The organism is Streptomyces sp. PL-29 (genome assembly GCF_058344425.1).
In genome coordinates this window covers 2,004,262-2,026,868 of sequence record NZ_CP136996.1, presented here as the reverse complement: position 1 = coordinate 2,026,868, position 22,607 = coordinate 2,004,262, and the positions used below count along the sequence as shown (strand labels likewise).

The window sequence follows — 22,607 nt, the reverse complement described above, 5'->3', positions numbered from 1 at the left end:
CCGTCTCTCAGGAGTCCACCGCCATGTCGTCCATCCGCCGCCGGATCACCCTCGCGGCCGCCGCCCTGACCGCCGCCGCGCTCGGCGCCACCGCCTTCTGTCCGCCGGCCACCGCCGCGGGAAGCCCACCGGCCGGGCCGGTGAGGATCGTCGGCGGCACCCTCGACTGGGGCGTACTCGCCGGCTACCGCGCCTATGTCACCGGCATGGCCAAGGGCGCCGTCACCGTGGCCGACGGCGCCCGGCAGAACGCCGAGGGCACCCTCCGCTTCGTCGAGCCGACCGGCCAGTACGACCCGGCCGGCGGCCACGTGGTGAAGGCGGCCTTCAAGGGCAGCGTCACCTTCTCCTCACCCGCCCCGCCGGCCGGCCACGGTTTCGAGGTCACGCTCTCCGACCTCCGCATCGACACGGGCACCAGGAAGCTGACCGCGGACGTCACCAAGTCCGGTACCACCGCCCAGGACGTGCCGCTGGCCACGGTCGCCTTCGCCGGCCGGTCGATGACCGGGCTGGCGACGACGCTCACCAAGGAGGCCGCGGACGCGTTCGGTTCGCCCGGGTACGAGAACAGGGCCGGTGACCCGCTCACCGCGAGCCTGGCGTTCGAGGAACCCGCTCCCGAGCCGACCCCGACGAAGCCGACGCCCACCAAGGACCCGACGCCCACCAAGGACCCGACCCCCACGGGGAGCCCCACCCCCACCACCAAGGACCCCGCCCCGTCGGCCGACGGCCCGCGGAAGATCCTGAACGGCAGGCTCACCTGGGGTGTGAAGGAGTCCTTCCGCCGGTACGTGCTGAGCGCGGGCTCGATCACCCCGGCCGGCGGCGCCACCGGGAACGGCGAGCTCTTCGACTTCTCCGCGGGCAAGGGCGAGCTGGACGGGGAGAAGCGGAGGCTGGACGCCTCCTTCGAGGGCGAGCTCCGCTTCCGGTATGCGGCCCACGGCATCGACATGACCTTCGCCGCACCCCGCGTCGAAGCCGCCGGTGCGGCCGGCGTCCTGTACGTCGACGTCCAGAACGCCGCCGGCAGCCGCAAGGGCGTCGCCTTCGCCACGCTCGACCTGTCGAAGGCCGACTACCGGACCAGGAACGGCGTGCTGGCACTGGACCGCGTACCCGCCGCCTTCACCGCCGAGGGCGCTGCCGCCTTCGCCAACGACACCACCGGCTCGATGTACAAGGCGGGCGACCCGATCGACCCGCTCACCCTGTCCGTGGCCGTGGACAAGGACGCCATCCTGCCGCAACCCGCGGGCGGCACCACCACGGGCGGTTCGCCGGGTGCCACCTCCGGCGGTACGGGCACCACCGCGGGCGGCGGCTCGGTCGGCGGCGGCTCGGCCGTCGGCGGTTCCGTCGGCGGCAACCTCGCCGCCACCGGTGCCGAGATCCCGGCCGGGGCGCTGCTCTCCCTCTCCGGCGCCGTCGTCGCGGTGGGCGCGGGTGCGGTCCTCCTCGCGCGCAGGCGCCGTACGGCCCGGTTCTGAACCGTGTTTGAATTCCCGGGTGAACGATCTCGATGTGCTGAGGGTCTTCTGCGCGGGTGACGGCCGCTACGGCAACCTGCTCGGTGTCGTGCGCGACGGCCGGACCTGCCCCGACGACGCGTCGCGGCAGGCCCTGGCCGCCGAACTCGGCTACAGCGAGACGGTGTTCGTCGACGACCCCGAGCGCGGAATCGTCGACATCCGCACCCCGGGCACGCGGATGTCCTTCGCGGGACACCCGCTGGTCGGGGTCGCGTGGTTGCTGGACATCGAGGAGCTCCAGCCGCCCGCCGGATCCGTATGGGCCCGTGACGACGGGGAGTTCACCTGGATCACGGCCCGGCCGGAGTGGGTCGAGGGCAAGCACACCCGGCAGTACGAGAGCGTCGCCGAGGTCGAGGCGCTGCCGGCGCCGCCGCCGGGCGAGGGCTGGCTGTACGCCTGGGCGTGGGAGGACGAGGCCGCCGGCCGCGTCCGGGCCCGGGGCTTCCCGCGTCGCCCCGACGGCGTCATCGCCGAGGACGAGGCCACCGGCTCGGCCGCGATCCTCCTGACGGCCCAGCTGGACCGCGCCCTGAACATCACCCAGGGCGCCGGTTCCCAGATCCTCACCGCGCCCGGCGCCGACGGCACGATCGAGGTGGGCGGACGCGTCCGCTTCGCTCCGCCCGCGGGTCCCGCGTAGGAGCTACCGCGGCGGCCGGGCGGGGTGTGGTGTGCACCCCGCCCGCACCCGCACCCGCCCCCGCACCCGCACCCGGCCACGGGTCACGCGGTGAGGCGGAACTCCTCGCCCAGTTCGCGGAAGACCGCGCCGTTGAAGTCGAAGGCGCGCCTGCACTCCTCGATGATGCGCTGCTTCTCCAGATCGTCCGCGGCGATCGCGTCCAGCAGCTCGCGGTAGGTCCGCTTGAAGGCCGCAGGGTTGGAGATGTCGGCGAAGACGTAGAAGCGGACGCCGTCGCCCTTGCGTGCGAAGCCCCAGGTGCGCTCCGCCTTGTCGCGGATGATCTGCCCGCCGGAGAGGTCGCCCAGGTAGCGGGTGTAGTGGTGGGCGACGTACCCGCCCGGCCACTCGGCCGCGCACTGGGCCACCCGTGCGGCGTAGGCCTCGGTCGAGGGCAGCGCCACCGCCTTCTCGCGCCACCGCGGGCCCAGCAGGTGCGCGAGGTCCCGCTCTATCTCCGCGACGCGCATCAGTTCGGGCCGGATGAACGGTCCCGCGATCGGGTCGTCCCTCAGGGAGTCGGCCGCCTCCTCCAGGGCCCGGTACACGAACCACAGCTGTTCGGTGTAGCGCGCGTACGCGTCCACTCCGAGCCGCCCGCCCAGCAGGTCGCTCATGAAGGTCGACGACTCGGCCTCGGTGTGCTGCTCGTGCGACGCGACGCGGATGACCGTAGAGAAGGCGTCCAAGGCGGACCTCCAGGAAAGAGGAAACGGGCGCGGCAGCAGTGCCGCCACGCCCGATACTCCTACTTAGGTTTACCTAAGTCAATGGGTTCCCGACGTCTTGTCGGTAAAGAGCCTCCGGCCCGGCCGCCGCCTACGGGAGGGTGAGGATGTCCGCCCCGGAGTCCGTCACCACCAGCGTGTGCTCGAACTGGGCGGTGCGCTTGCGGTCCTTCGTGACGACCGTCCAGCCGTCGTCCCACATGTCGTAGTCGTGGGTGCCGAGGGTCAGCATCGGCTCGATGGTGAAGGTCATTCCCGGCTCGATGACCGTGGTCGCGTGCGGGCTGTCGTAGTGCGGGATGATCAGGCCGGAGTGGAAGGACGAGTTGATGCCGTGGCCGGTGAAGTCCCGGACCACGCCGTAGCCGAAGCGCTTCGCGTACGACTCGATGACCCGGCCGATGACGTTGATCTGGCGGCCCGGCTTGACGGCCTTGATCGCCCGGTTCAGCGCCTCACGGGTGCGCTCCACCAGCAGCCGCGACTCCTCGTCCACGTCACCGCACAGGTAGGTGGCGTTGTTGTCGCCGTGCACCCCGCCGATGTACGCCGTCACGTCGAGGTTCACGATGTCGCCGTCGCGCAGCACGGTGGAATCGGGGATGCCGTGGCAGATGACCTCGTTAACCGAGGAACACAGCGACTTCGGGTAGCCGCGGTAGCCGAGCGTCGAGGGGTAGGCGCCGTGGTCGCACATGTACTCGTGGGCGACCTTGTCGAGCTCGTCGGTGGTCACCCCCGGCGCGATCAGCTTGGCCGCCTCCTCCATCGCCTGGGCGGCGATCCGGCCGGCGATGCGCATGGCCTCGATGGTCTCGGCCGACTGCACCTCCGGTCCGGTGTACGGAGTGGGCGCGGGCTTGCCCACGTACTCGGGCCGGCGGATGTTACCGGGAACGGAACGGGCGGGGGAGAGCTCGCCTGGTACGAGCAGCGACTGACCGGACATGCAAGCGAGTGTATCCAGCGGGGATGGGGCAGCATGGCGGGATAGAGCGGCACACAGCGGCTTGCGGAGGCATCGAGAGGAGCCTGGACGGCGATGGCCCTGTTCAAGAAGCGCCAGGTGGGCAAACCCGGCGAGTGGTACTACTGCCTGGTCCACCACAAGGTCGAGGAAGGCCCCGAGTGCCCGGCGAAGGACCGGTTCGGCCCGTACGGAACTCCCGAGGAGGCCGCCCACGCCATGGAGACGGCACAGGAGCGCAACCTCGAGTGGCAGAACGACCCCCAGTGGAACGACCGGACCCGCGAGGACGAAGAAGGCACGGGCACGGGCACGTCCGGCTGACGGGCCGGCGGAGGCCTACCAGCGGCTCGGCGGCGGAGCGGTCAGCCGGTCGGCCAGCCCCGCCAGCCGGTCCCGCAGCCGGCGGGACCCGCGCTGTGCCGGCAGGCCGTTCTCCCCGGCTGCCGCGCTGACCAGGTGCTGCACGGTGTCCAGGTCCAGCCCGGGGCCGCCGTCCGGCACCGACAGCGCGTCGTGCGCGAGCGTGCCCAGATCCCGGTCCCCGCCGTCCAGGGACAGTACGGTCGCCCCCGCGCGTCGGGCGTCGTGCACGCGCTCCAGCAGTTCCTCGCCGGGCTCCCGCGGTGCCACCACCAGCACCGTGTGTCCCCGCCCGGCCGCCGCCAGCCGGCCCAGCCCCACCGACAGGTGCGGCGGCGCCCCGGGCCGCACCCGGTGGCGCACGAGCGTCGGCGCCAGCTCCGGCCGGCCCGACCAGGCGGCCTCGTCGACCAGGTGGGCCGCCATGTGCCAGGGCTCGTACACCTCGGTCCCCACCAGCAGCAGCTTCTCGCCGACCGCGGCGACGGACCGGCGCAGCGAGCCGGCGAAGCGGCGCGCCTCGCCCGGCCACTGCGTACCGGCGAGCACCTCGCGCAGCAGGGCGACCCTGACGGCATCCATGCCCGCATCCTGCCGCATCGAAGCCGACACGGGGGCCGTTCCCGGCTCTTCGGCTGCGGGCTACCCGGCAGTACGCTCGCCCCCATGACTTCCTCAGACAATCCGCAGAAGCCGCAGGCCAAGGACCCCTGGGACCTGCCCGACGTGTCCGGCCTGGTCGTCGGCGTCCTCGGCGGCACCGGCGACCAGGGCCGCGGCCTCGCCTACCGGCTCGCCCGCGCCGGCCAGAAGGTGATCATCGGCTCGCGTGCCGCCGACCGCGCGCACACCGCCGCCGAGGAACTGGGGCTCGGCGTGGAGGGCGCGGACAACGCCGAGTGTGCGCGCCGCAGCGACATCGTCATCGTCGCGGTGCCGTGGGAGGGCCATGCCAAGACCCTGGAGGCGCTGCGCGAGGACCTCGCGGGCAAGCTCGTCGTCGACTGCGTCAACCCGCTCGGCTTCGACAAGCAGGGCGCCTACGCCCTCCGGGTCGAGGAGGGCAGCGCCGCCCAGCAGGCCGCCGCCCTGCTCCCGGACTCCCGGGTCACGGCCGCCTTCCACCACCTCTCGGCGGTCCTCCTCCAGGACGGGTCGATCGACGAGATCGACACCGACGTCATGGTCCTCGGCGAATCCCGCGCCGACACCGACATCGTCCAGGCCCTGGCCGCCCGCATCCCGGGCATGCGCGGCATCTTCGCCGGCCGCCTGCGCAACGCCCACCAGGTCGAGGCCCTCGTGGCGAACCTGATCTCCACCAACCGCCGCTACAAGGCCCACGCGGGCCTGCGCACGACGGACGTCTGACCGCCCCGCCCGGCGGTCCGGTCCGGGACTGGACCGGACCGCCGGGCGCGTGCCGTGCTCAGCCCCGCCGGGCGGTACGGGCCTCGACGGCGCCCAGGTGGGCCACCACCCCGTGGTAGAAGCGGTCGACGGCGTCGTCGACGCTTCGGATGAAACCCGACTCGGTGTTGCCGCGGCTGTTGCCCATCCCCTTGATGAGGGTCAGACGGAAGCCTGCGATCGCGGCGCCGTCCTGCGGCAGCAGATCACCCGGCTCGGGCCGCAGGCGCTCCAGAGTGCCGCGCGGCCCGTTCTCGCCCTCCACCAGACTCTGCACGTGCAGATCCGCCGGCGCCTCGGCGAGCATGCGGATCAGCCGTTTCGCCGCCGCCAGCGGATAGGCCCCCTCGGCGGCCGGGACGTCCACGGAGGTGCGCACCTTCATCGTGCGCAGATCGGCGACGACTCCGATGACCGAGCGCGTCCCGTCGATGCGCAGTTCGGCGGCGAGCCGGCCCTCGGCGCACAGCGTCCGGGCGGCCGCCTCGCGCCTCGCCCGCGGATCGCTGCTGCGCCGGGCCCGCTGGACCGGCAGGGCCTTCTGCCCGAGTTCCCCGCCGAGGCGCAGGCACACCTGGCGGATGAGGCGCTCCCAGCTCTCCACCACGTCGACGGCGCGGACGTCGCCGATGCCGATGGTCTCGTCGTCGATGCCGTTGCGCACCGGCACCCATGCGGGACCCATGTTCTGGAACCCGTGGCAACCGGAGTGCTCGTGCTGCAAGTACTCCAGGAGTTCCTGCAGGAGCCAGGCGTGGGCCGCATTGCCGACCCCTTCGTGGCGGATCAGCATCTGCGCCTGGTGGGCGACTTCGGCCCACGACAGGTGCCACAGGCTGACCTTGTGCTTGCGCCGTCCGTCGATCTTGACATCCACCATGGGGGCCCCTTCGAGGGCCACGTCGTTGGAGAGCGTGATCACGGCCTCGTAGCCGCGGCGCGCCGCGATGTCCATGTACTGCTGGACCTGTTCGGCCTTGAGCGGATTGCCGTTCGTCTTCGTCTCCACCAACGCGGTCCACAGCTTTCCGGCCCGCTCCACCCTGATGACTCCGTCAGGGCGCTTCGGGGCGTCACCATGGGGCAGTGGCACCTCGGTGAACGTCTGCATGCGACCGGCGGGCGCACCGAACGCCGCGGTGAGGCGGCGTCCGAACTCCGGGACCTGGGCCATCACCGACAGCAGGACGGAGGTGGCCCGCACCTCGCGCTCCTTGTCGCTCTTGAGGGACGGGACCGGGAACAGCCGGGCGGTACGCCAGGAGTCGTTCTCGGCGAGCGACTTCTTGGCCACCCTGGGGAGGGTGACCTTCTTCCGCGTCGTACGGGGGCTGCGGCCCCGCGACTGGGTCGGTACGGGGGAGGCGCCGGGAGCGGGCTCCCCCGCGGCGGGCGGTGCGGGTGCGCCTGCCGTATCGGCCGGTGCACCCGCCGGGACCGGAGCGCCGGTGCCAGGTGCTGCCGCCTGCGCGGGAGCTCCGGACACACCGGACTGCTCCGCAGCGGCGGGAGCCTCCGCGGCCTCCGGTTCGTCGGCCTCCCCGTCGACGTCGATGCCGAAGTCCGTGGCGAGACCGGCCAGGCCGGTCTCGTAACCCTGCCCCACGGCACGGAACTTCCACTCCCCGCCCCGTCGGTAGAGCTCACCGAAGATGAAGGCCGTCTCCGCGCCCGCGCCCTCGATGGAGAATCCGACGAGGGCTTCGCCGGACCGGTCCGCGACCGTCATCCGCAGGTCGTCCAGGTCCCCGAACCTGGCGCCGCCGTACTGGCTCGCCGCCACCACGATCCGTGCGACGTCTTCCGGGACCGCGGTCAGGTCCACGCTGATGCGGTCCTCGTCGCCGTGGTCGGTCGGGGTCTTGCCGAGGAGCTGCACGCTTCCGTCGGCCGCCGCGGGGTTGTTGTAGAAGTAGAAGTCGTTCTCGCTGCGGACCTTGCCGTTCTCGTCCAGGAGCAGCACGGAGACATCGGCGTCACCGGCCCCCGAGGCACTGGTCCAGCTCAGGCTGACGACCACCGAGCCGGCGTCCTCGCTGAGCCCGGCCAGGCTGACGTTCGCGCCCTTTGAGATCTCCTGCATGCGGCATCCCCCCCACCTGCCCGGCGGCAGCCGTCGCGGGCGGCGCGGCCGGGCTGTTCTTTCTTTCGCGCTCCGGATGCGGCGCGTCACGGGCGAACGCTAACGCTGCGGGGGAGAGGGGGTCAGGCAAAGCCGGAAATGTATCGGAAGCCGCTGCGCGCGGCCCTTACGGCAGCACTGCGGGGCATGGGGGACACTGGAGGGGCTCTACCGCCTTCCGTGTCCCCGAGGAGCTCTTCCCATGCCCCGCCTTGCCGTCTTCGCCGTTGTCGTGTGCGTCCTTGCTGTGGCCGCGGCGGTCGTCGCCTTCGTGGAGGGCAGCTTCCTCGGGATCGTGTGGGTGCTGCTGGCGGGCCTCACGTCCAACATGGCCTGGTACTACATGCGCAAGGCCAAGGCCGAGAAGGCCGCCACCGCGCGCAACGTCTGAGCCGTCAGCACCCGGCGGCCGCTCGGGCGGCCGCCAGGGCCGTATCGAGCGCCTGATCCGCCGGAACCGGGACGTCGGGGACGACGCCGACGCCCTCCCAGTTGCCGCCCGTCACCGTGTTGATCGTCCGGGCGGTCGGCACCGCCACCAGGACGTGCTCGCCCAGCGTGTGCCGCTCCGTCGGGTGCGCGCCGCCCCGCGTGGTCTCCCCGACGAGCACGGCGCGGCCGTGCGCCTGGAGGGTGTAGGCGATGTCCTCGCCCCCGGAGAAGGTGTACGCGCTGGTCAGCACGTACACCGGGCGGTCGAGGAAGCGAGGCGCGGGCAGGTGCGCCAGCGTCCAGTACTGGCGGGTGGTACCGGTGGCGCGCTCGTAGATGTCGTTCAGGTGCACCTGGTCGTCGGGGAAGAAGTAGCTGCACCACATCGCGGCCCCCTCGGGTGAGCCGCCGCGGCATGCGCGCAGGTCCAGGACGAGCGCGGAGCCGTGGGCGGCCAGCTGCATGGCGGCGCCGATCACGGCGGCGCCCTCGTCGGCCGTCGCTATCAGGCCGAGGTCGACCAGGGTGACGCCGCCGTCCAGCCGCTCGACGCGCCGCACACCGTGGTTCTCGGCCCGCAGCGCCGCGAGGAACGCGGCCTTTCCGGCGTCCTGGTCCTGCGGTTCCAGCGACTGAGGCTCCTCGACCCACAGCAGCCGCAGGTGCTCGTCCGGGCACACCTCCTGGATGTGCGCCGTGACCGCCTCGCACAAGGCCCGTTCGTCCAAGCCGTCGTACTCGCCGGCCGCCAGTCGGCGCCGGATCGCGGCGTCGACGTCCACGGCCTTCTCGGGGAACACGTACCCTGCGCCGATCCGCTCAAGGGCCCGCTCGATGATCTCGTCGTGTGTCTGCACGGCGGGCCATGCTAGGTGCCGGCCGGGCCGGCGGTGAAAGGATTTTCCGCCGCCGGTCCGGCCCGCGCGGCTAGTCCTGCGGGACCGCGCAGATGCCGCTGCCCTCCTGCCAGAAGCGGTACAGCTCCCGGCCGCAGTACGTCTCCAGGTCCGACACGCCCAACGCCGACAGCACGCCGTCCACCGTGTCGAAGAAGACGACGTTGACCTGCGGGATCCACAGCAGCGCAAAGACGGCGATCAGGCCGAACGGCGCCAGCGGCGCCATCTCGCGCCGCACCCGGTACGACAGCCACGGCTCGATCACCCCGTAGCCGTCGAGGCCCGGCACCGGCAGGAAGTTCAGGATCGCCGCCGTCACCTGGAGCATCGCAAGGAAAGCGAGCGCGTAGCGGAAGGCCGGCGGTACCCCGTCCAGGGCGCCCAGCCAGAACGGGGCCGTGCAGACGACGGCGAAGGCCACGTTCGTCAGCGGTCCGGCCGCCGAGATCAGACTGTGCTTTCCGCGCCCCCGGATCCGGTCGCGCTCGATGAAGACCGCGCCGCCCGGCAGACCGATCCCGCCCAGGATCACGAAGACCACCGGCAGGACGATGCTGAGCAGCGGGTGGCTGTACTTGAGCGGGTCCAGCGTCAGGTAGCCCTTGGCACCGACGGTGAGGTCGCCGCCGTGCAGGGCGGTCCGGGCGTGTGCGTACTCGTGCAGGCAGAGCGAGACGATCCACGCCGACGTCACGAAGAGGAACACGGCGAGGCCGGTGCTGGTCGAGTACCCCGTCCACACCGCCCAGGCCGTGACCGCCATGACGGCGAAGACGCCGAGGAATACCGAACTGATCCGCCGCTCGTGGCGCGTGCCCTGATGACCCATGCCGGGAAACCTATCCCGGGCCATGCGGGGAAAACGGTTCGGGGCCGGGCCGGGCACCGGGGACAATGGGCCGGTGCGCTATGCGATTCTCGGCCCCGCCCAGGTCCTTCGCGACGACGGGACCCCCGTGGCCGTCGGCGGTGCCCGCCTGCGCGCGCTCCTGACCGCGCTCGCGCTGCGCCCGGGACGGGTGGTGCCGACCCGGCTGCTGGTCGAGCAGGTGTGGGACGGCGATCCGCCGGCCGACGCCGTCGCCGCCCTGCAGGCCCTGGTGGCCCGGCTGCGCCGGGCGCTGGGGCACACCGCCGTGCTGTCCGCCGACGGCGGCTACCGGCTGGTCGCCGAGCGCGAGGACGTCGACCTGTACCGCTTCGAAGCGCTGGTCCGGGCCGGCGCCGAGGCGCGGGATCCGGCCGAGGCCGCCGCCTCGTACGAGGAGGCCCTCGCCCTGTGGCGCGGACCCGCCCTCGTGGACCTGCCCGATCCGGCCGTGGAAGCCGCGCGCTGGGACGCCGTACGGATGGACGCGCGCCGGGGCCGGCTCGCGGCGGCCCTGGCCCTCGGCGAGGCCGAGCGCTCCCTGCCGGAGCTGACCGCGCTGTGCGCACGGCAGCCGCTGGACGAGCCGCTGCAGGCGCTGCGGATCCGGGCCCTGCGCGACGCGGGCCGCCCGGCGGAGGCCCTGTCCGCCTACGACGAGGTCCGCCGCGATCTTGCCGAACGGCTCGGCACGGACCCCGGCCCGGCCCTGCGCGCCCTGCACGCCGAACTCCTGGCGCCTGCGGAATCCGGTCCGGGCACCGGGCCCGCGGCCGCCGTTCCGAGGTCCTCGCCCCCGGCCGGCGCCGAGCACCCGCCCCACGCCCCGGCCCCGTACGGCACCCCGGCCCCGCCCCAGCTCCGGGTCACGGCTGCGGTTCACGCCCCGGGCGGTGCTGCGGTCACGGCTGCGGACCCGGCCCGGCCCGGGGCCGCCGTCCCGCCCGCGCCCACCGCCACCCCCGCTCCGCCCGTTCGGGGCACCGGCAACCTGCGGGCCCGGCTGACCACCTTCGTCGGCCGGGAGGACGACATCCGCGTCATCGGCGACGATCTTGCGCGGGCCCGGCTCGTCACGCTCCTCGGGCCCGGCGGCGCCGGCAAGACCCGGCTCTCGCAGGAGGCTGCCGAGGCGCACGAGCCGCGCGGCGGATGGCACGACGGCGTGTGGCTCGTCGAGCTGGCCCCCGTCGACGACCCCGAGGACGTCGCCGAGGCCACCCTGACCGCCGTCGGCGCACGGGAGACCACGCTGCGCGGCGCCGCCGCCGAGGAACTGCGGGCGCTGACCGATCGCGGCGACGACCCCCTCGACCGGCTCGTCGAGCACTGTGCGCACCGCCGTCTGCTGCTGGTGTTGGACAACTGTGAGCACGTTGTCGAAGCTGCTGCGGCGCTTGCTGAACGCCTCCTTACGCAGTGCCCTGGTGTTCAGGTCTTGGCCACCAGTCGCGAACCCCTCGGTGTGCCCGGGGAGATGGTCCGTCCGGTGGAACCGCTGCCCGACCCGATTGCGCTGCGGCTGCTGGGCGACCGTGGGGCGGCGGCCCGTGCCGGGTTTGCGGTGGAGGAGGATCCGGTCGCCGCTGCGGAGATCTGCCGTCGTCTCGATGGGCTGCCGTTGGCGATTGAGTTGGCGGCGGCGCGGCTGCGGCTGTTGACCCCGCGGCAGATCGCGGATCGGTTGGACGATCGGTTCCGGCTGTTGACCGGTGGTTCCCGTACGGTCCTGCCGCGTCAGCAGACCCTGCGTGCGGTCGTCGACTGGTCTTGGGACCTGCTGGACGAGGCCGAGCGCACGGTCCTGCGCCGGCTGTCGGTCTTCGCGGGCGGCTGTGACCTCGCTGCCGCCGAGGCCGTCTGCTCCGATCCGGCCGGGGACGGCGTCGCGGACGTCGCCGACACCCTCGGCTCCCTCGTCGACAAGTCCCTCGTGGTCGCCGCCCCCGCCCCCGACGGCACCGCCATGCGCTACCGACTCCTGGAGACGGTCGGCGAATACGCCGCGGAGCGCCTCGCCGAGGCCGACGACGAACGGGAGGAGACCACCGGCCGCCACCTCGTCCACTACCGCGAGCTCGCCCGGACCAGCGAGCCCCTGCTCCGCGGCCACCGCCAGCGCGAGGCGGCCGAGCGGCTCGCCACCGAGTACGAGAACCTCCGTACGGCGCTGCGCCGGGCCGTCGCCACCCGCGACGTGGACGAGGCGCTCTGCCTCGTCCACTCCCTGGGCTGGTACTGGCACCTGCACGACCAGCGCGCCGAGTCCCGGCACTGGGCGGAAGCGGTCGCGGCGCTCGGCCCCAACCCGTTCGCGGCGCCCGTCGTCCCCGCGGAGCCGGTGTACGGGCAGCTCGTGGACTCGCCGCCGCCCTACGGCAGAGAGGTGCTCACCGAGGCCTGGCGCGCCCTGCACCTGCTCCGGCTGGTGGCCCGGGACCAGACCAGCAAGGACTGGGACGATCCCGAGGTCCGGTCGCTGATCGACGGGGTGATCGCCGCGTACCGGCCCGGGCTCCCGCAGACCTGCCGCATGCCGGGCTCCCTGTGGATCTACGCCGTCATGATCGCGGGCAATGCCGAGCTGCTCAAGCAGGTCGTCGACGCGACCGTGGCCACCGCCCGCACGCTCGGCTGGAACTGGGAGCTCGCATCCGCCCTCCAGTTGCGCGCCAACATCCTCGCCAACCGCGCCGACTGGGCGGGCGACGCCTCCCGCGACGCGGACGAGAGCCTGGAGCTGTTCCGGGACCTCGGTGACGACTGGGGCTGCGCGGAGGCGCTCTCCGCCCGCGCGGAGTCCCGCGAGCGGCGGGGCGAGTACGCCCTGGCCGCCCGCGACTACCGCGAGGCGATCGCCTACGCCGAACGTCTCGGCGCGAAGGCGCAGGTGACGGTGTTGCGTGTGCGGATGGCCGGCGTGCTCACCGAGAACGCCGAGATCGCGGAGGCGGAGCGGATCCTGACCGACATCACCACCTCGGTGCAGCAGTCCGGCAGCGAGGCGATGCCCGCCGCCCGGATGTTCCTCGCGGGCATCCTCGGCCGCACCGGCCGGATCCCCGAGGCCCGCGTCCAGATCCAGGTGCTGCGCGAGGAGTTCGCCTTCGGCGCGTACGCCGTCTTCAACGTCTTCCTGCTCGCCACGACGGCTTGGCTGGACAACCAGGACGGCTGTTTCGAGGACGCCCTGCAGGGGATTCGCGACGCCACGTCCGCCTTCCTGCATCCGCTGGCGCTGATGGTCGCCCCGCACCTGCCCGCGACGTTCCTCCTGACGGCCGCCGTCTCGCTGGTGTCGCCCGGCGGACCGCAGCGGGAGTACGACGGCGCGCGGCTGCTCGGCGCCTATCACGCCCTGCTGCCGCCCGACCACTTCCCCGTGACCACCGAGCGCGAGGATTTCGCCTTCGCCGAGAAGCAGGCGCGGTCGGTGCTCGGCGACACGGCCTACCGGGCGGCGTACGCCGAAGGCGGCGGCCTCACGCTGGAGGAGGCCACCGCCCTGGTCTGACCCGTCCCCCGACCGGGGCCCGTCCGGGACGCGATCCGGAGCAGGCCGGCCGCGGGTCAGGTCTTCTGGCGGAACTTGCGGACCGCGAGCGGCATGGTGACCGCCGTGATGGCCAGCGACCAGAGCAGTGTCATCCACACCGAGTCGCCGACGGGGGTGCCGTTGATCAGGGCGCGGGCGGCGTCCGCCAGGTTCGACAGCGGGTTGTAGTCCGTGAAGGACTGCAGCCAGCCCGGCATCGTGGACGGCGGGGCGAAGATCGAGCTGCCGAACTGCAGCGGCATCAGGACCAGCATCGCCATGCCCTGGACGGCCTGGGCGGTCTTCATGGTGAGACCGAGCAGGATGAAGATCCACATCAGGGCGCTGCCGAAGACGGCCGACAGCCCGACGGCGAGGAGCAGGTCCAGCATCGAGGACTTGATCGACAGGCCGAGTAGGAAGCCCACGCCCAGCAGGATCGTGATGGCCACCAGCATCCGGCCGAGCTCGACGACGATCTTGGCGAGGAGCACGGACGACCGGGCGATCGGCATGGACCGGAAGCGGTCCATCACGCCCTTCTTGAAGTCGTCGTTGACCCCGGTCCCCACCGCCATCGCGATGTTCATGCCCATCATGGCCATCAGGCCGGGGACCACGTAGTTCACGTAGTCGGCCTGGTTGCCCTTGCCGGAGATCGCGCCGCCGAAGACGAACACGAACAGCAGCGTGAAGATGATCGGCATGAACAGGACGTCGAACATCGACTCAGGGTCCTGCTTGATCTGCAGGGCGTTGCGGCGCACCAGGGCGCCGATGTGCCGCAGGTTGGCCCGTAGGCCGATCCGTCCCTCGCCGTGCCCGGCCAACGCCCGGGCCGGACCGGGGGCGGTGGGAGCCGGCTTCGTCGTGGTGGCGGCGCTCATGCCGCGACCTCCTCGGTCGTGTCGGTGGTGACGCGGTCCTCGGTGAACGTGGGCTTCTGGCCGGTGATGGCCAGGAACACCTCGTCGAGGCTGGGCAGGTAGGTGCCGAGGTCGGCGATCGCGTACCCGCGGGCGGCCAGCAGGCCGACCACGGCCGTCAGCTGCTCGTCGCTCAGGATCGGGACGAGGAGCACCCCCTCGTCCGGCACGGCCTGGGAGCCGGCCACGCCGTCCAGTCCGGCCTCGGCCAGCGAGCGGGCCATGCCCGGCAGGTCGGAGGAGGACACGGGACGGATCTTCAGGGTGCGGCCGCCGACGCGTGCCTTCAGCTCGTCTACCTTGCCGTTGGCTATGACCTTGCCGCGGTCGATGACGGTCAGCTCGCTCGCGAGCTGCTCGGCCTCCTCCATGTACTGCGTGGTGAGCAGCACCGTGGCGCCTTCCGCGACCAGGGACTGGACCTCGTCCCACACCTCGTTGCGGGTGCGCGGGTCGAGACCGGTGGTCGGCTCGTCCAGGTAGATCACGGCCGGCCGGCCGATCAGCGAGGCGGCCAGGTCGAGCCGGCGCCGCATGCCGCCGGAGTAGTGCATGGCGGCCTTCTTCGCCGCCTCGGTCAGGGAGAAGCGCTCCAGCATCTCGTCCGCGCGCAGGCGGGCTTCCTTGCGGGAGAGGTCGAGCAGCCGCCCGATCATGTAGAGGTTCTCCCAGCCGGAGAGCTTCTCGTCGACCGAGGCGTACTGGCCGGTCAGGCCGATGGTGCGGCGCAGCTGCCGGGGCTGTCGGACCACGTCGAAGCCGGCGACGGTCGCCGTCCCGGCGTCCGGGACGATGAGGGTGGACAGGCAGCGCACCAGCGTGGTCTTGCCGGCGCCGTTCGGGCCGAGGACTCCGAGGACCGTGCCCTCACGGACATCGAGGTCGACACCGTCGAGGGCCCTGGTCTCGCCGTAGTGCTTGACCAGCCCCCGCACCTCCACGGCGTTGGGGTTCTTGTCGTTTCGCGTCATGCCCACCATGGGACCAGGGGCCACTGACAAAGCACCGACAGGCGACCGACAAAGGTACGACAGACATACGACAGCCCGCCGACGCGCCGGTAGGCGGTCGGCGGGCTGCCGGAGCGGGTCACCTCACGTCAGCGGGCGCGTCCGGGTCAGTGGAAGGCGTGCTGCTCCTGCGGGAACGCCCCGCCGACGACGTCCTCGGCGAAGGCCTTCGCCGCGTCCGTCATGGTTTCGCGGAGCTTCGCGTACTGCTTGACGAACTTCGGCATCCTCCCGCCGGTCAGGCCCATCATGTCGGTCCACACCAGGACCTGGGCGTCGCACTCCGCGCCCGCGCCGATACCGACCGTCGGGATGTGCAGGGACCGGGTGACCTCGGCGGCCAGTTCGGCCGGAACGAGCTCCAGCACCACCGCGAACGCACCCGCGTCCTGCGCCGCCTTCGCGTCGCGCAGCAGCTGGTGCGCGGCTTCGTCGCCGCGGCCCTGCACCCGGTAGCCCATGGCGTTGACCGACTGCGGGGTCAGGCCCAGGTGGGACATGACGGGGATACCCGACTGCACGATCAGCTCCGTCTGGGCCAGCGAACGCTCGCCGCCCTCCAGCTTCACGGCGCCCACTCCGGCCTCCTTGACCAGGCGGGTCGCGCTGCGGAGCGCCTGCACGGCGCCCTCCTGGTACGAGCCGAACGGCATGTCGCCGATGACCAGCGCGCGGCTGGTGCCGCGTACGACGGCCGCCGAGAGCATGGTCATGTGGTCCATCGTCACCGGGACGGTGGAGTCGAAGCCGAGGTGGCAATTGCCCATCGAGTCGCCGACGAGGATGACCGGGATGCCGGACTCGTCGAAGACGGACGCGGTCATCGCGTCGTAGGCGGTGAGCATGGGCCACTTCTCGCCGCGTTCCTTGGCGAGGGTCAGGTCGCGGACGGTGATGCGCCGGGTGCCCGTGCCTCCGTACAGGGTGGGGGAGGCCGCGGCTGCGGGTTCGCGGGCAGGCGAAACGGCATGCGTCATTGCAACTGCTCCTTGTGTCATCTCGAGGCACCCTCACGGTGTCCCCGGACTCACCCACCATGGTGGCATCCCCGGGGCCGTGGGCGGAAGTGGTGCGCCGGGCACGCCACGCCGGGCACGCCAATGTGCGCGTTTCGTGACAAGCGGAACCCGCTGCGTACGGCCGTTCGTCCTTCCGGACGTGCGACCGCGACGAACGGTCGTGATGTACGGCACGGAAGGCTCCGCTTCATCGCCTAGGGTCAGGAGGCGGGGACGGAGCGCGAGCACGGCAGTGAGGGCAGCGGCATGGCACAGGCGTACAGGACGGAACCGGGGAGCGGCGGCTCGGAGCGCGAGCCCTCCGGGTCCCGTTTCCGGCGCCGGCTGGCCGGTCTGAGCAGGGATCCGGGGATCTGGCGGCGTGGACGGGTCCTCGCCGCGATCGCCGTGCTGCTGTCACTGGTCATGATCTTCCATGCCGAGCTGCCCAACGACGTGGGCAACCTCGGCAGCCTCACCGAGACGTTCCTGCCGTGGCTGGGCCTGGCGGTTCCGTTTCTGCTGGGGGGCGCGTTCTTCCGCCGGTCGGCGACCGCTCTGGTCGCGGCCCTGCTGCCCGCCGTGGTCTGGCTGAATCTTTTTGGCGGCCTGGTCTTCGACAAGTCCGGCACCGGCGGCGACCTCGTCGTCGCCACCCACAACGTCGACGCCGACAATCCCGACCCGGGCGGCACCGCCGCCTCGGTCGCCCGCTCCGGGGCCGACGTCCTGGCCCTCACCGAGCTCAAGGGCAGCGTCGTCCCCGTCTACGAGAAGGCCCTGGCGGGCACGTACAAGTACCACGCGGTCGAGGGCACGGTCGGCCTGTGGAGCAAGTACCCACTGAGCGGCAGCGCGCCCGTGGACATCCGGATGGGCTGGACGCGGGCCATGCGGGCCACCGTGGCCACCCCGCAGGGCGAGGTCGCGGCGTTCGTCGCCCACCTCCCCTCGGTCCGCGTCAAGCTGAACGCGGGCTTCACCGCCAACCAGCGCGACAACAGCGCCGACGCGCTGGGCGCCGCACTCGCCGCCGAACCCCTGAAGAAGGTCGTCCTCCTCGGCGACCTGAACGGCACCATGAACGACCGCGCGCTGTCCGAGGTCACCTCGCAGATGCGCTCCACCCAGGGCGCGGCGGGCGACGGCTTCGGCTTCAGCTGGCCGGCACAGTTCCCGATGGCCCGCATCGACCAGATCCTGGTCCGCGGGATCCGGCCCGAGGCCTCCTGGACCCTGCCCCGCACGGGGAGCGACCACCTGCCGGTCGCCGCGCGGCTGACGGTCGGCACGTAGCGGCGCGGGCACGGCGGCGCGCGGGGTCCCGCCGGCGGGCGCCGGTCCGGGGCCCCGCCCGCGGCGCCGCGCCCCCTACGCCCGCTCGCGCCAGCCGTTCGTGATCGGCAGCCGGCGGTCCTTGCCGAAGCCCTTCGCGGAGATCTTCGTGCCCGGCGGGTACTGGCGGCGCTTGTACTCGGCCGTGTCGACCATCCGCAGGATCTTCGCGACCAGCTCGGCGTCGAAGCCGGAGGCCACGATCTCCTCCAGACCCTGGTCCCGGTCCACGTACAGGGCGAGGATCGCGTCGAGTACCGGGTAGTCCGGCAGCGAATCGGTGTCCACCTGCCCCGGACGCAGCTCGGCGCTCGGCGGCTTCACGATCGAGTTCTCCGGGATCGGCGGAGTCTCGCCGCGCTCGGCCGCGGCCCGGTTGCGGTAGCGGGCGAGCCGGAAGACGTCGCTCTTGTAGAGGTCCTTGATCGGGCCGTAGGCGCCGACCGAGTCGCCGTACAAGGTGGAGTAGCCGACGGCCAGCTCCGACTTGTTGCCGGGGGCCAGCACGATGTGGCCCTCCTGGTTCGAGACGGCCATCAGCAGGGTGCCGCGCAGCCTGGACTGCAGGTTCTCCTCGGCCAGGCCGGTCAGGCCCAGCGAGTCCATGTAGGCGTCGAACATCGGCTCGATCGGCACGGTGCGGAAGTTCAGGCCGGTGCGCTCGGCCAGGTCGGCCGCGTCGCCCCGGGAGTGGTCCGAGGAGTACTTCGAGGGCATCGAGACGCCGTACACGTTCTGCGCGCCGACGGCGTCGCAGGCCAGCGCGGCGACGAGCGCGGAGTCGATGCCTCCGGAGAGTCCGACCAGGACGGAGCGGAATCCGTTCTTCTTCACGTACGCGCGCAGGCCCACCACCAGCGCGTCGTAGACCTCCTCGTCGTCGTCGAGCCGGTCGGCGTAGCCACCGGTCACGACCGGCTCGTACGGCTCCACCGGATCCTCGGACAGGACGACGCGGTCGATGCGCAGGCCGTCGTCCACCAGGCCCTCGGGGGCGTCGGCGCGCGCGGCGGGTAGATCGAGGTCGACCAGGACGCAGCCCTCGGAGAACTGCGGGGCGCGGGCGATGACCTCTCCGTCGGCGCCGACGACGATCGAGTCGCCGTCGAAGACCAGCTCGTCCTGGCCGCCGATCATCGCCAGGTAGGCGAGGGTGCACCCGGCCTCCTGGGCGCGCTTGCGCACCAGTTCGAGGCGCAGGTCGTCCTTGTTGCGCTCGTAAGGGGAGGCGTTGATCGAGACCATCAGCCCGGCCCCGGCGGACCGGGTGGCCGGAACCCGGCCGCCCTCCTGCCAGAGGTCCTCGCAGATGGCCAGGGCCACGTCGACGCCGCGCACCCGGATCACCGGCTGGGTGTCGCCCGGCACGAAGTAGCGGAACTCGTCGAACACGCCGTAGTTGGGCAGGTGGTGCTTGGCGAAGCGCAGCACCACCCGGCCGCGGTGCAGGACGGCCGCCGCGTTCTCCGGGGAGCCTGCCGGGCGCCCGAGGCGGGGCGTCGCCCTCTCGGTCCGGTCGAGGTAGCCGACGACGACGGGCAGTTCACCGAACCCTTCGTCGGCCAGTCGTTCCGCGAGTGCGTGCAGGGCGCCGCGGGAGGCCTCGACGAAGGAGCCGCGCAGGGCGAGGTCCTCGACGGGGTACCCGGTCAGCACCATCTCCGGGAACGCCACCAGGTGGGCGCCCTGCTCGGCGGAGTGCCGGGTCCAGTGGACGACCGAGTCGGCGTTGGCGGCGATGTCGCCGACGTGCGAGTCGATCTGATTCAGAGCGAGGCGTAGTTGAGGCACGGGGCCCAGTCTAATCGTCTTTCTGACGCGATGTCCTGGGCCCCGCCTTCCCCGAGGCCGCGTCAGCCGACGGGGCCGGCGAACCTCACGTCGTCGAGGAGGGTTCCGGCGGCGATGTCGGCGGTGATGCTCCTGGTGCCCTCGGGGAGCTCGAACGCCACCACACCGCTGGCGGATTCGCCCGGCAGGATGGTTCCCTTGACCATCTTCGGGACGGTGGTGCCGCCGCCGATGTCGAAGACCATCTCCGCGGTCATGCCCTTGTCGTCGCGGACGTCGGGCACCGCGTAGATCACCTCGTGCGGCGCGGTCGAGCCGTTGGTGATGGTGATGGTGATCTGGACCGCGTTCTTGACCTGCTCGCGGGCGATGATGCCCTTCGGCTCGTACTTCGTGGGCTTCGAGAGGCTCACCTTGATGCCGTTGGAGTGGGTGAAGGTCTCGCCGAACGGCAGCGCGCTGGTCAGGCCCGGAACCTGGGAGGGCGACGCGGACGGCCAGGGCTCGCCGCTCGGGTACAGGCCGTCCAGGTCCAGGTCGTCCTCGTCGATGCCCTCCTCGATGCGGCTGGCGGCCTGCTCGGCGACGGAGACGGTCAGGAAGCCGCCGCCGACCGAGGCGACGATGCCCAGACCGGCGAGGACGGTCCCGATGACGGCCATGGATTTGTTCGGGCCGCCCTTGTTGGCGCGCACGATGGCGCCGGTGCCCAGGCCCAGGCCGGTCAGGGCACAGATGCCGCCGAGCCAGAACAGGAACGGCACGACGCCCAGGACGATGGCGAAACCGCCGAGGATCAGGGCGGCGACGGCCAGGCCGTTGGTGGCCGGAACGGCCTGCGGGTAGCCGCCGTACGGGACGGATCCGTAGCCGTGAACGGGCTGCGCCCACGGGTCGGCGGGGCCGCCGGGAGCCCCGGGAGCGCCGAATGGCGGGGCCGGGACGGGGGTGGGCGGGGCGAACGCCGCGGGTGCCGGGGCCGGTTCCGCGGCGGGTGCCTGGGGAGCCTCGGCGGCGGGCGCCGCGGGCGCCGCGGGCGCCGCGGGCGCCGCGGGCGCGCCGGGAGCCTCCGGGGCCACCGGAGCGCAGGGGGCCTCGGCGGCCGACGCAGCCTCCGGGGCTTCCCGGGCCGGTTCCGCGGCAGGCTCGGGCGTGGCCGGGGGCTGGTCGGTGGCCGGGGCCTTGTCGAGGGAGAGCGGCTGGGCGGCCGCCGGTATCGGGGCCGTCTCGGGATCGGGCGTCCGCGCCGGTTCCGTCGGCGGGCCGGAGGGGGAGCTGGGCGGGTTCGGCGGGGTGGTCATACCGGCGGAAGCGTCCTTTGTCGCGGCTGTCGTGATCAGAGCAAGGGTGCCATGCCGGTGGCGAACGTCCTTGCGAATTCCCGCCCGCCCCTCCCGCGAGAGGTCCCGGACCTACAGCCGGTAGCCGATCACCGTCATCATCCCGGACTCCGAGTGGTAGACGTTGTGGCAGTGCGTCATCCACAGCCCCGGGTTGTCGGCGTCGAAGTCCGCCGTCAGACGCCCGCCCGGCAGGACGATCGCGGTGTCCTTGCGCGCCCCGCCCGGCTCCGAGCCCAGCGCGAAGCTGTGCCCGTGCAGGTGCACCGGATGCCACATCGGGGTGGCGTTGCGGAACTCCAGTCGGACCCGCTCGCCCGCCGTGACCGGATGCCGCTGGTCCGGCGTGTACGGGGTGCCGTCGAAGGCCCAGTCGTAGCGGGTCATGGAACCGGTCAGCCGGATCTGCACCGTACGGTCCGGCTCCCGGGCCGCCAGCACGGCCGGACCGGCGGCGCGCAGCGCGTCCGCCATCAGCGGCCGCGACTCCAGCTCGGCGGGCCGGGTCGCCGCCGTGGGGGCGGTTCCCGTCCCGGTGCGCAGGACCGCCAGCGCCGACCCGTCCTTGCCCTCCGCGAGCGCGGTGAGCGGGAACACCCCGTCCCCGGCGGTGACCAGGACGTCGTAGCGCTCGCCCATGCCCAGCAGCAGCGAACGCGCCGTGGTGTGCTCGACCGGGAAGCCGTCGGTGTGGGTGACCGTCAGCTCGTGCCCGCCGAGGGCGATCCGGAAGGCCGTGTCCCCGCCGGCGTTCACGATGCGCAGCCGGATCCGGTCCCCGGGGCGGGCGGTGAACACGGACGGGTCCTCCGGCACCCGGCCGTTGACCAGGTAGTGCGGGTAGACGACGTCGCCCGCGTCCTTGCCGAGGACATCGCTCTCGCCGCCCGTGCGGACGTGGGCGTGCCCGTGGGCGCCGCCCGTGGACTGCACGCCCATGCCCTTGCGGAGCTCGGCGAGGACGGCGTCCGGGGTGGCCCCGTCCACCCCGTCGATCCAGTCGTCGAGGACCACCACCCACTCCTTGTCGTAGGAGAGCGGCTCCTTCGGGTCCTCGACGATGAGCGGCGCGTACAGGCCGCGGTCCTGCTGGACACCGGTGTGCGGATGGAACCAGTAGGTCCCCGGGTGCATGACGGCGAACTCGTAGGCGAACGACCCGCCCGGGGCGATGTCCCGCTGGGTCAGCCCCGGGACCCCGTCCATGTCGTTGCGCAGCGCGAGGCCGTGCCAGTGCACGGAGGTGGCCTCGGGGAGGTTGTTGGCCAGGGTGAGGGCCAGGGTGCCGCCCGCGGTGGCGCGGACCTCCTGGCCCGGCAGCCGGTCGCCGTACGCCCAGGAGCGCACCGTGCGCCCGCCCCCGAGGTCCAGCGTGGTGGCGGTGGCGGTCACCTTGACCTCGGTGAGCGGGCCGGTGGCGTCGCGGGCGGCCTCGGCGGCCCGGACCTCGGGCCCGGACGGGTCGACGTACCCCTCGGGCCCGTCGGCCCGCGGGCCGCCGTGGTGCACGGAACCGTGGCCCGCACGGGATTCCGCGGCAGAGCCCTGGGGTCCGGCGGAGCCCGGAGCCGTGGAGCAGGCGGCGAGCAGCCCGGAGCCTGCCGCGGCCGCGGCGGCGCCGAGTACGGAGCGACGGGTGGGGAGACAGCGCAAGGGGGCA

The 22,607-nt window shown here is 72.6% G+C and carries 19 protein-coding genes; 7 read left to right on the top strand and 12 right to left on the bottom strand.

Features of this window, described 5'->3' with window-relative positions; translation table 11 throughout:
• The first annotated feature begins 23 nt into the window (after positions 1 to 23).
• Both R4Z63_RS09215 and R4Z63_RS09210 read left to right on the top strand, forming a co-directional pair.
• Entirely contained in the window at positions 24 to 1,496 is a 1,473-nt protein-coding gene (locus R4Z63_RS09215) for an HtaA domain-containing protein (RefSeq protein WP_384452452.1), read from the top strand.
• A gap of 19 nt (positions 1,497 to 1,515) precedes the next feature.
• A complete protein-coding gene (locus R4Z63_RS09210; protein ID WP_106967674.1) occupies positions 1,516 to 2,181 on the top strand; it encodes a PhzF family phenazine biosynthesis protein in 666 nt (221 codons plus the stop codon).
• A gap of 83 nt (positions 2,182 to 2,264) precedes the next feature.
• Here R4Z63_RS09210 and R4Z63_RS09205 read toward each other — a convergent pair whose 3' ends face one another.
• Both R4Z63_RS09205 and map read right to left on the bottom strand, forming a co-directional pair.
• Positions 2,265 to 2,912, bottom strand: coding sequence for a biliverdin-producing heme oxygenase (locus R4Z63_RS09205; protein WP_384452455.1), 648 nt, complete (start codon positions 2,910 to 2,912; stop codon positions 2,265 to 2,267).
• Positions 2,913 to 3,042: 130 nt separating this feature from the next.
• Positions 3,043 to 3,900 carry a type I methionyl aminopeptidase gene (gene map, locus R4Z63_RS09200; RefSeq protein ID WP_037927284.1) on the bottom strand — a complete coding sequence of 286 codons (858 nt, stop codon included), beginning with the start codon at positions 3,898 to 3,900 and terminating at the stop codon, positions 3,043 to 3,045.
• 93 nt (positions 3,901 to 3,993) lie between these two features.
• Here map and R4Z63_RS09195 point away from each other — a divergent pair, with 93 nt between their 5' ends.
• Entirely contained in the window at positions 3,994 to 4,242 is a 249-nt protein-coding gene (locus R4Z63_RS09195) for a phospholipase D-like domain-containing protein (protein ID WP_037927283.1), read from the top strand.
• A 15-nt stretch (positions 4,243 to 4,257) separates the two neighbouring features.
• On the opposite strand, the gene R4Z63_RS09190 is transcribed toward R4Z63_RS09195, so the two are convergent.
• The gene (locus R4Z63_RS09190) at positions 4,258 to 4,863 is read right to left on the bottom strand and encodes a hypothetical protein (protein ID WP_384452459.1); all 606 of its coding nucleotides are present in this window, start codon (positions 4,861 to 4,863) and stop codon (positions 4,258 to 4,260) included.
• Positions 4,864 to 4,947: 84 nt separating this feature from the next.
• Here R4Z63_RS09190 and npdG point away from each other — a divergent pair, with 84 nt between their 5' ends.
• Positions 4,948 to 5,652 (top strand): NADPH-dependent F420 reductase, encoded by a 705-nt coding sequence (npdG, locus tag R4Z63_RS09185; protein WP_037927278.1) that lies wholly within the window; start codon positions 4,948 to 4,950, stop codon positions 5,650 to 5,652.
• Between the two features lie 58 nt (positions 5,653 to 5,710).
• On the opposite strand, the gene R4Z63_RS09180 is transcribed toward npdG, so the two are convergent.
• Positions 5,711 to 7,774, bottom strand: coding sequence for a TerD family protein (locus R4Z63_RS09180; RefSeq protein ID WP_384452462.1), 2,064 nt, complete (start codon positions 7,772 to 7,774; stop codon positions 5,711 to 5,713).
• Between the two features lie 241 nt (positions 7,775 to 8,015).
• On the opposite strand from R4Z63_RS09180, the gene R4Z63_RS09175 reads away from it, so the two are divergent.
• Entirely contained in the window at positions 8,016 to 8,204 is a 189-nt protein-coding gene (locus R4Z63_RS09175; protein ID WP_037927275.1) for a hypothetical protein, read from the top strand.
• 4 nt (positions 8,205 to 8,208) lie between these two features.
• Here R4Z63_RS09175 and R4Z63_RS09170 read toward each other — a convergent pair whose 3' ends face one another.
• Together R4Z63_RS09170 and R4Z63_RS09165 are read right to left on the bottom strand one after the other, a co-directional pair.
• A complete protein-coding gene (locus tag R4Z63_RS09170; protein ID WP_384452465.1) occupies positions 8,209 to 9,102 on the bottom strand; it encodes a S41 family peptidase in 894 nt (297 codons plus the stop codon).
• Positions 9,103 to 9,172: 70 nt separating this feature from the next.
• Positions 9,173 to 9,973, bottom strand: coding sequence for a site-2 protease family protein (locus tag R4Z63_RS09165; RefSeq protein ID WP_384452468.1), 801 nt, complete (start codon positions 9,971 to 9,973; stop codon positions 9,173 to 9,175).
• Positions 9,974 to 9,995: 22 nt separating this feature from the next.
• Between R4Z63_RS09165 and R4Z63_RS09160 the strand changes: the two genes are divergently transcribed.
• The gene (locus R4Z63_RS09160) at positions 9,996 to 13,526 is read left to right on the top strand and encodes an AfsR/SARP family transcriptional regulator (protein ID WP_384682623.1); all 3,531 of its coding nucleotides are present in this window, start codon (positions 9,996 to 9,998) and stop codon (positions 13,524 to 13,526) included.
• A gap of 56 nt (positions 13,527 to 13,582) precedes the next feature.
• Here the strand turns inward: R4Z63_RS09160 and R4Z63_RS09155 are convergent, their stop codons facing one another.
• The 3 genes from R4Z63_RS09155 to panB all read right to left on the bottom strand — a co-directional run bounded on the left by R4Z63_RS09155 (position 13,583) and on the right by panB (position 16,460).
• Positions 13,583 to 14,434, bottom strand: coding sequence for an ABC transporter permease (locus tag R4Z63_RS09155; protein WP_037927268.1), 852 nt, complete (start codon positions 14,432 to 14,434; stop codon positions 13,583 to 13,585).
• The gene (locus tag R4Z63_RS09150) at positions 14,431 to 15,453 is read right to left on the bottom strand and encodes an ATP-binding cassette domain-containing protein (protein WP_370466550.1); all 1,023 of its coding nucleotides are present in this window, start codon (positions 15,451 to 15,453) and stop codon (positions 14,431 to 14,433) included. Before R4Z63_RS09150 ends, R4Z63_RS09155 begins: the two co-directional genes overlap by 4 nt.
• A 137-nt stretch (positions 15,454 to 15,590) precedes the next feature.
• Entirely contained in the window at positions 15,591 to 16,460 is an 870-nt protein-coding gene (gene panB / locus R4Z63_RS09145) for a 3-methyl-2-oxobutanoate hydroxymethyltransferase (protein ID WP_037927265.1), read from the bottom strand.
• 288 nt (positions 16,461 to 16,748) lie between these two features.
• Here panB and R4Z63_RS09140 point away from each other — a divergent pair, with 288 nt between their 5' ends.
• Positions 16,749 to 17,777: an endonuclease/exonuclease/phosphatase family protein gene (locus tag R4Z63_RS09140; protein WP_037927262.1), complete on the top strand. Its 1,029-nt coding sequence runs from the start codon at positions 16,749 to 16,751 to the stop codon at positions 17,775 to 17,777.
• Positions 17,778 to 17,852: 75 nt separating this feature from the next.
• Here R4Z63_RS09140 and R4Z63_RS09135 read toward each other — a convergent pair whose 3' ends face one another.
• From R4Z63_RS09135 to R4Z63_RS09125, 3 genes are all read right to left on the bottom strand, one after another.
• Complete coding sequence (locus R4Z63_RS09135; protein ID WP_037927258.1) at positions 17,853 to 19,607, bottom strand: NAD+ synthase; 1,755 nt, start codon at positions 19,605 to 19,607, stop codon at positions 17,853 to 17,855.
• 62 nt (positions 19,608 to 19,669) lie between these two features.
• The gene (locus R4Z63_RS09130; RefSeq protein ID WP_384454965.1) at positions 19,670 to 20,908 is read right to left on the bottom strand and encodes a hypothetical protein; all 1,239 of its coding nucleotides are present in this window, start codon (positions 20,906 to 20,908) and stop codon (positions 19,670 to 19,672) included.
• A gap of 111 nt (positions 20,909 to 21,019) precedes the next feature.
• The gene (locus tag R4Z63_RS09125) at positions 21,020 to 22,600 is read right to left on the bottom strand and encodes a multicopper oxidase family protein (RefSeq protein WP_384454962.1); all 1,581 of its coding nucleotides are present in this window, start codon (positions 22,598 to 22,600) and stop codon (positions 21,020 to 21,022) included.
• Positions 22,601 to 22,607 lie beyond the last annotated feature (7 nt).

Excerpts from the sequence above, each read along its gene's own strand:
- R4Z63_RS09215 (WP_384452452.1), top strand. The coding sequence starts at position 24 with ATGTCGTCCATCCGCCGCCGGATCACCCTCGCGGCCGCCGCCCTGACC.
- map (WP_037927284.1), bottom strand. The coding sequence starts at position 3,900 with ATGTCCGGTCAGTCGCTGCTCGTACCAGGCGAGCTCTCCCCCGCCCGT.
- R4Z63_RS09195 (WP_037927283.1), top strand. The coding sequence starts at position 3,994 with ATGGCCCTGTTCAAGAAGCGCCAGGTGGGCAAACCCGGCGAGTGGTAC.
- R4Z63_RS09190 (WP_384452459.1), bottom strand. The coding sequence starts at position 4,863 with ATGGATGCCGTCAGGGTCGCCCTGCTGCGCGAGGTGCTCGCCGGTACG.
- npdG (WP_037927278.1), top strand. The coding sequence starts at position 4,948 with ATGACTTCCTCAGACAATCCGCAGAAGCCGCAGGCCAAGGACCCCTGG.
- R4Z63_RS09180 (WP_384452462.1), bottom strand. The coding sequence starts at position 7,774 with ATGCAGGAGATCTCAAAGGGCGCGAACGTCAGCCTGGCCGGGCTCAGC.
- R4Z63_RS09175 (WP_037927275.1), top strand. The coding sequence starts at position 8,016 with ATGCCCCGCCTTGCCGTCTTCGCCGTTGTCGTGTGCGTCCTTGCTGTG.
- R4Z63_RS09165 (WP_384452468.1), bottom strand. The coding sequence starts at position 9,973 with ATGGGTCATCAGGGCACGCGCCACGAGCGGCGGATCAGTTCGGTATTC.
- R4Z63_RS09160 (WP_384682623.1), top strand. The coding sequence starts at position 9,996 with ATGCGGGGAAAACGGTTCGGGGCCGGGCCGGGCACCGGGGACAATGGG.
- R4Z63_RS09155 (WP_037927268.1), bottom strand. The coding sequence starts at position 14,434 with ATGAGCGCCGCCACCACGACGAAGCCGGCTCCCACCGCCCCCGGTCCG.
- R4Z63_RS09150 (WP_370466550.1), bottom strand. The coding sequence starts at position 15,453 with ATGGTGGGCATGACGCGAAACGACAAGAACCCCAACGCCGTGGAGGTG.
- panB (WP_037927265.1), bottom strand. The coding sequence starts at position 16,460 with ATGACGCATGCCGTTTCGCCTGCCCGCGAACCCGCAGCCGCGGCCTCC.
- R4Z63_RS09140 (WP_037927262.1), top strand. The coding sequence starts at position 16,749 with ATGGCACAGGCGTACAGGACGGAACCGGGGAGCGGCGGCTCGGAGCGC.
- R4Z63_RS09130 (WP_384454965.1), bottom strand. The coding sequence starts at position 20,908 with ATGACCACCCCGCCGAACCCGCCCAGCTCCCCCTCCGGCCCGCCGACG.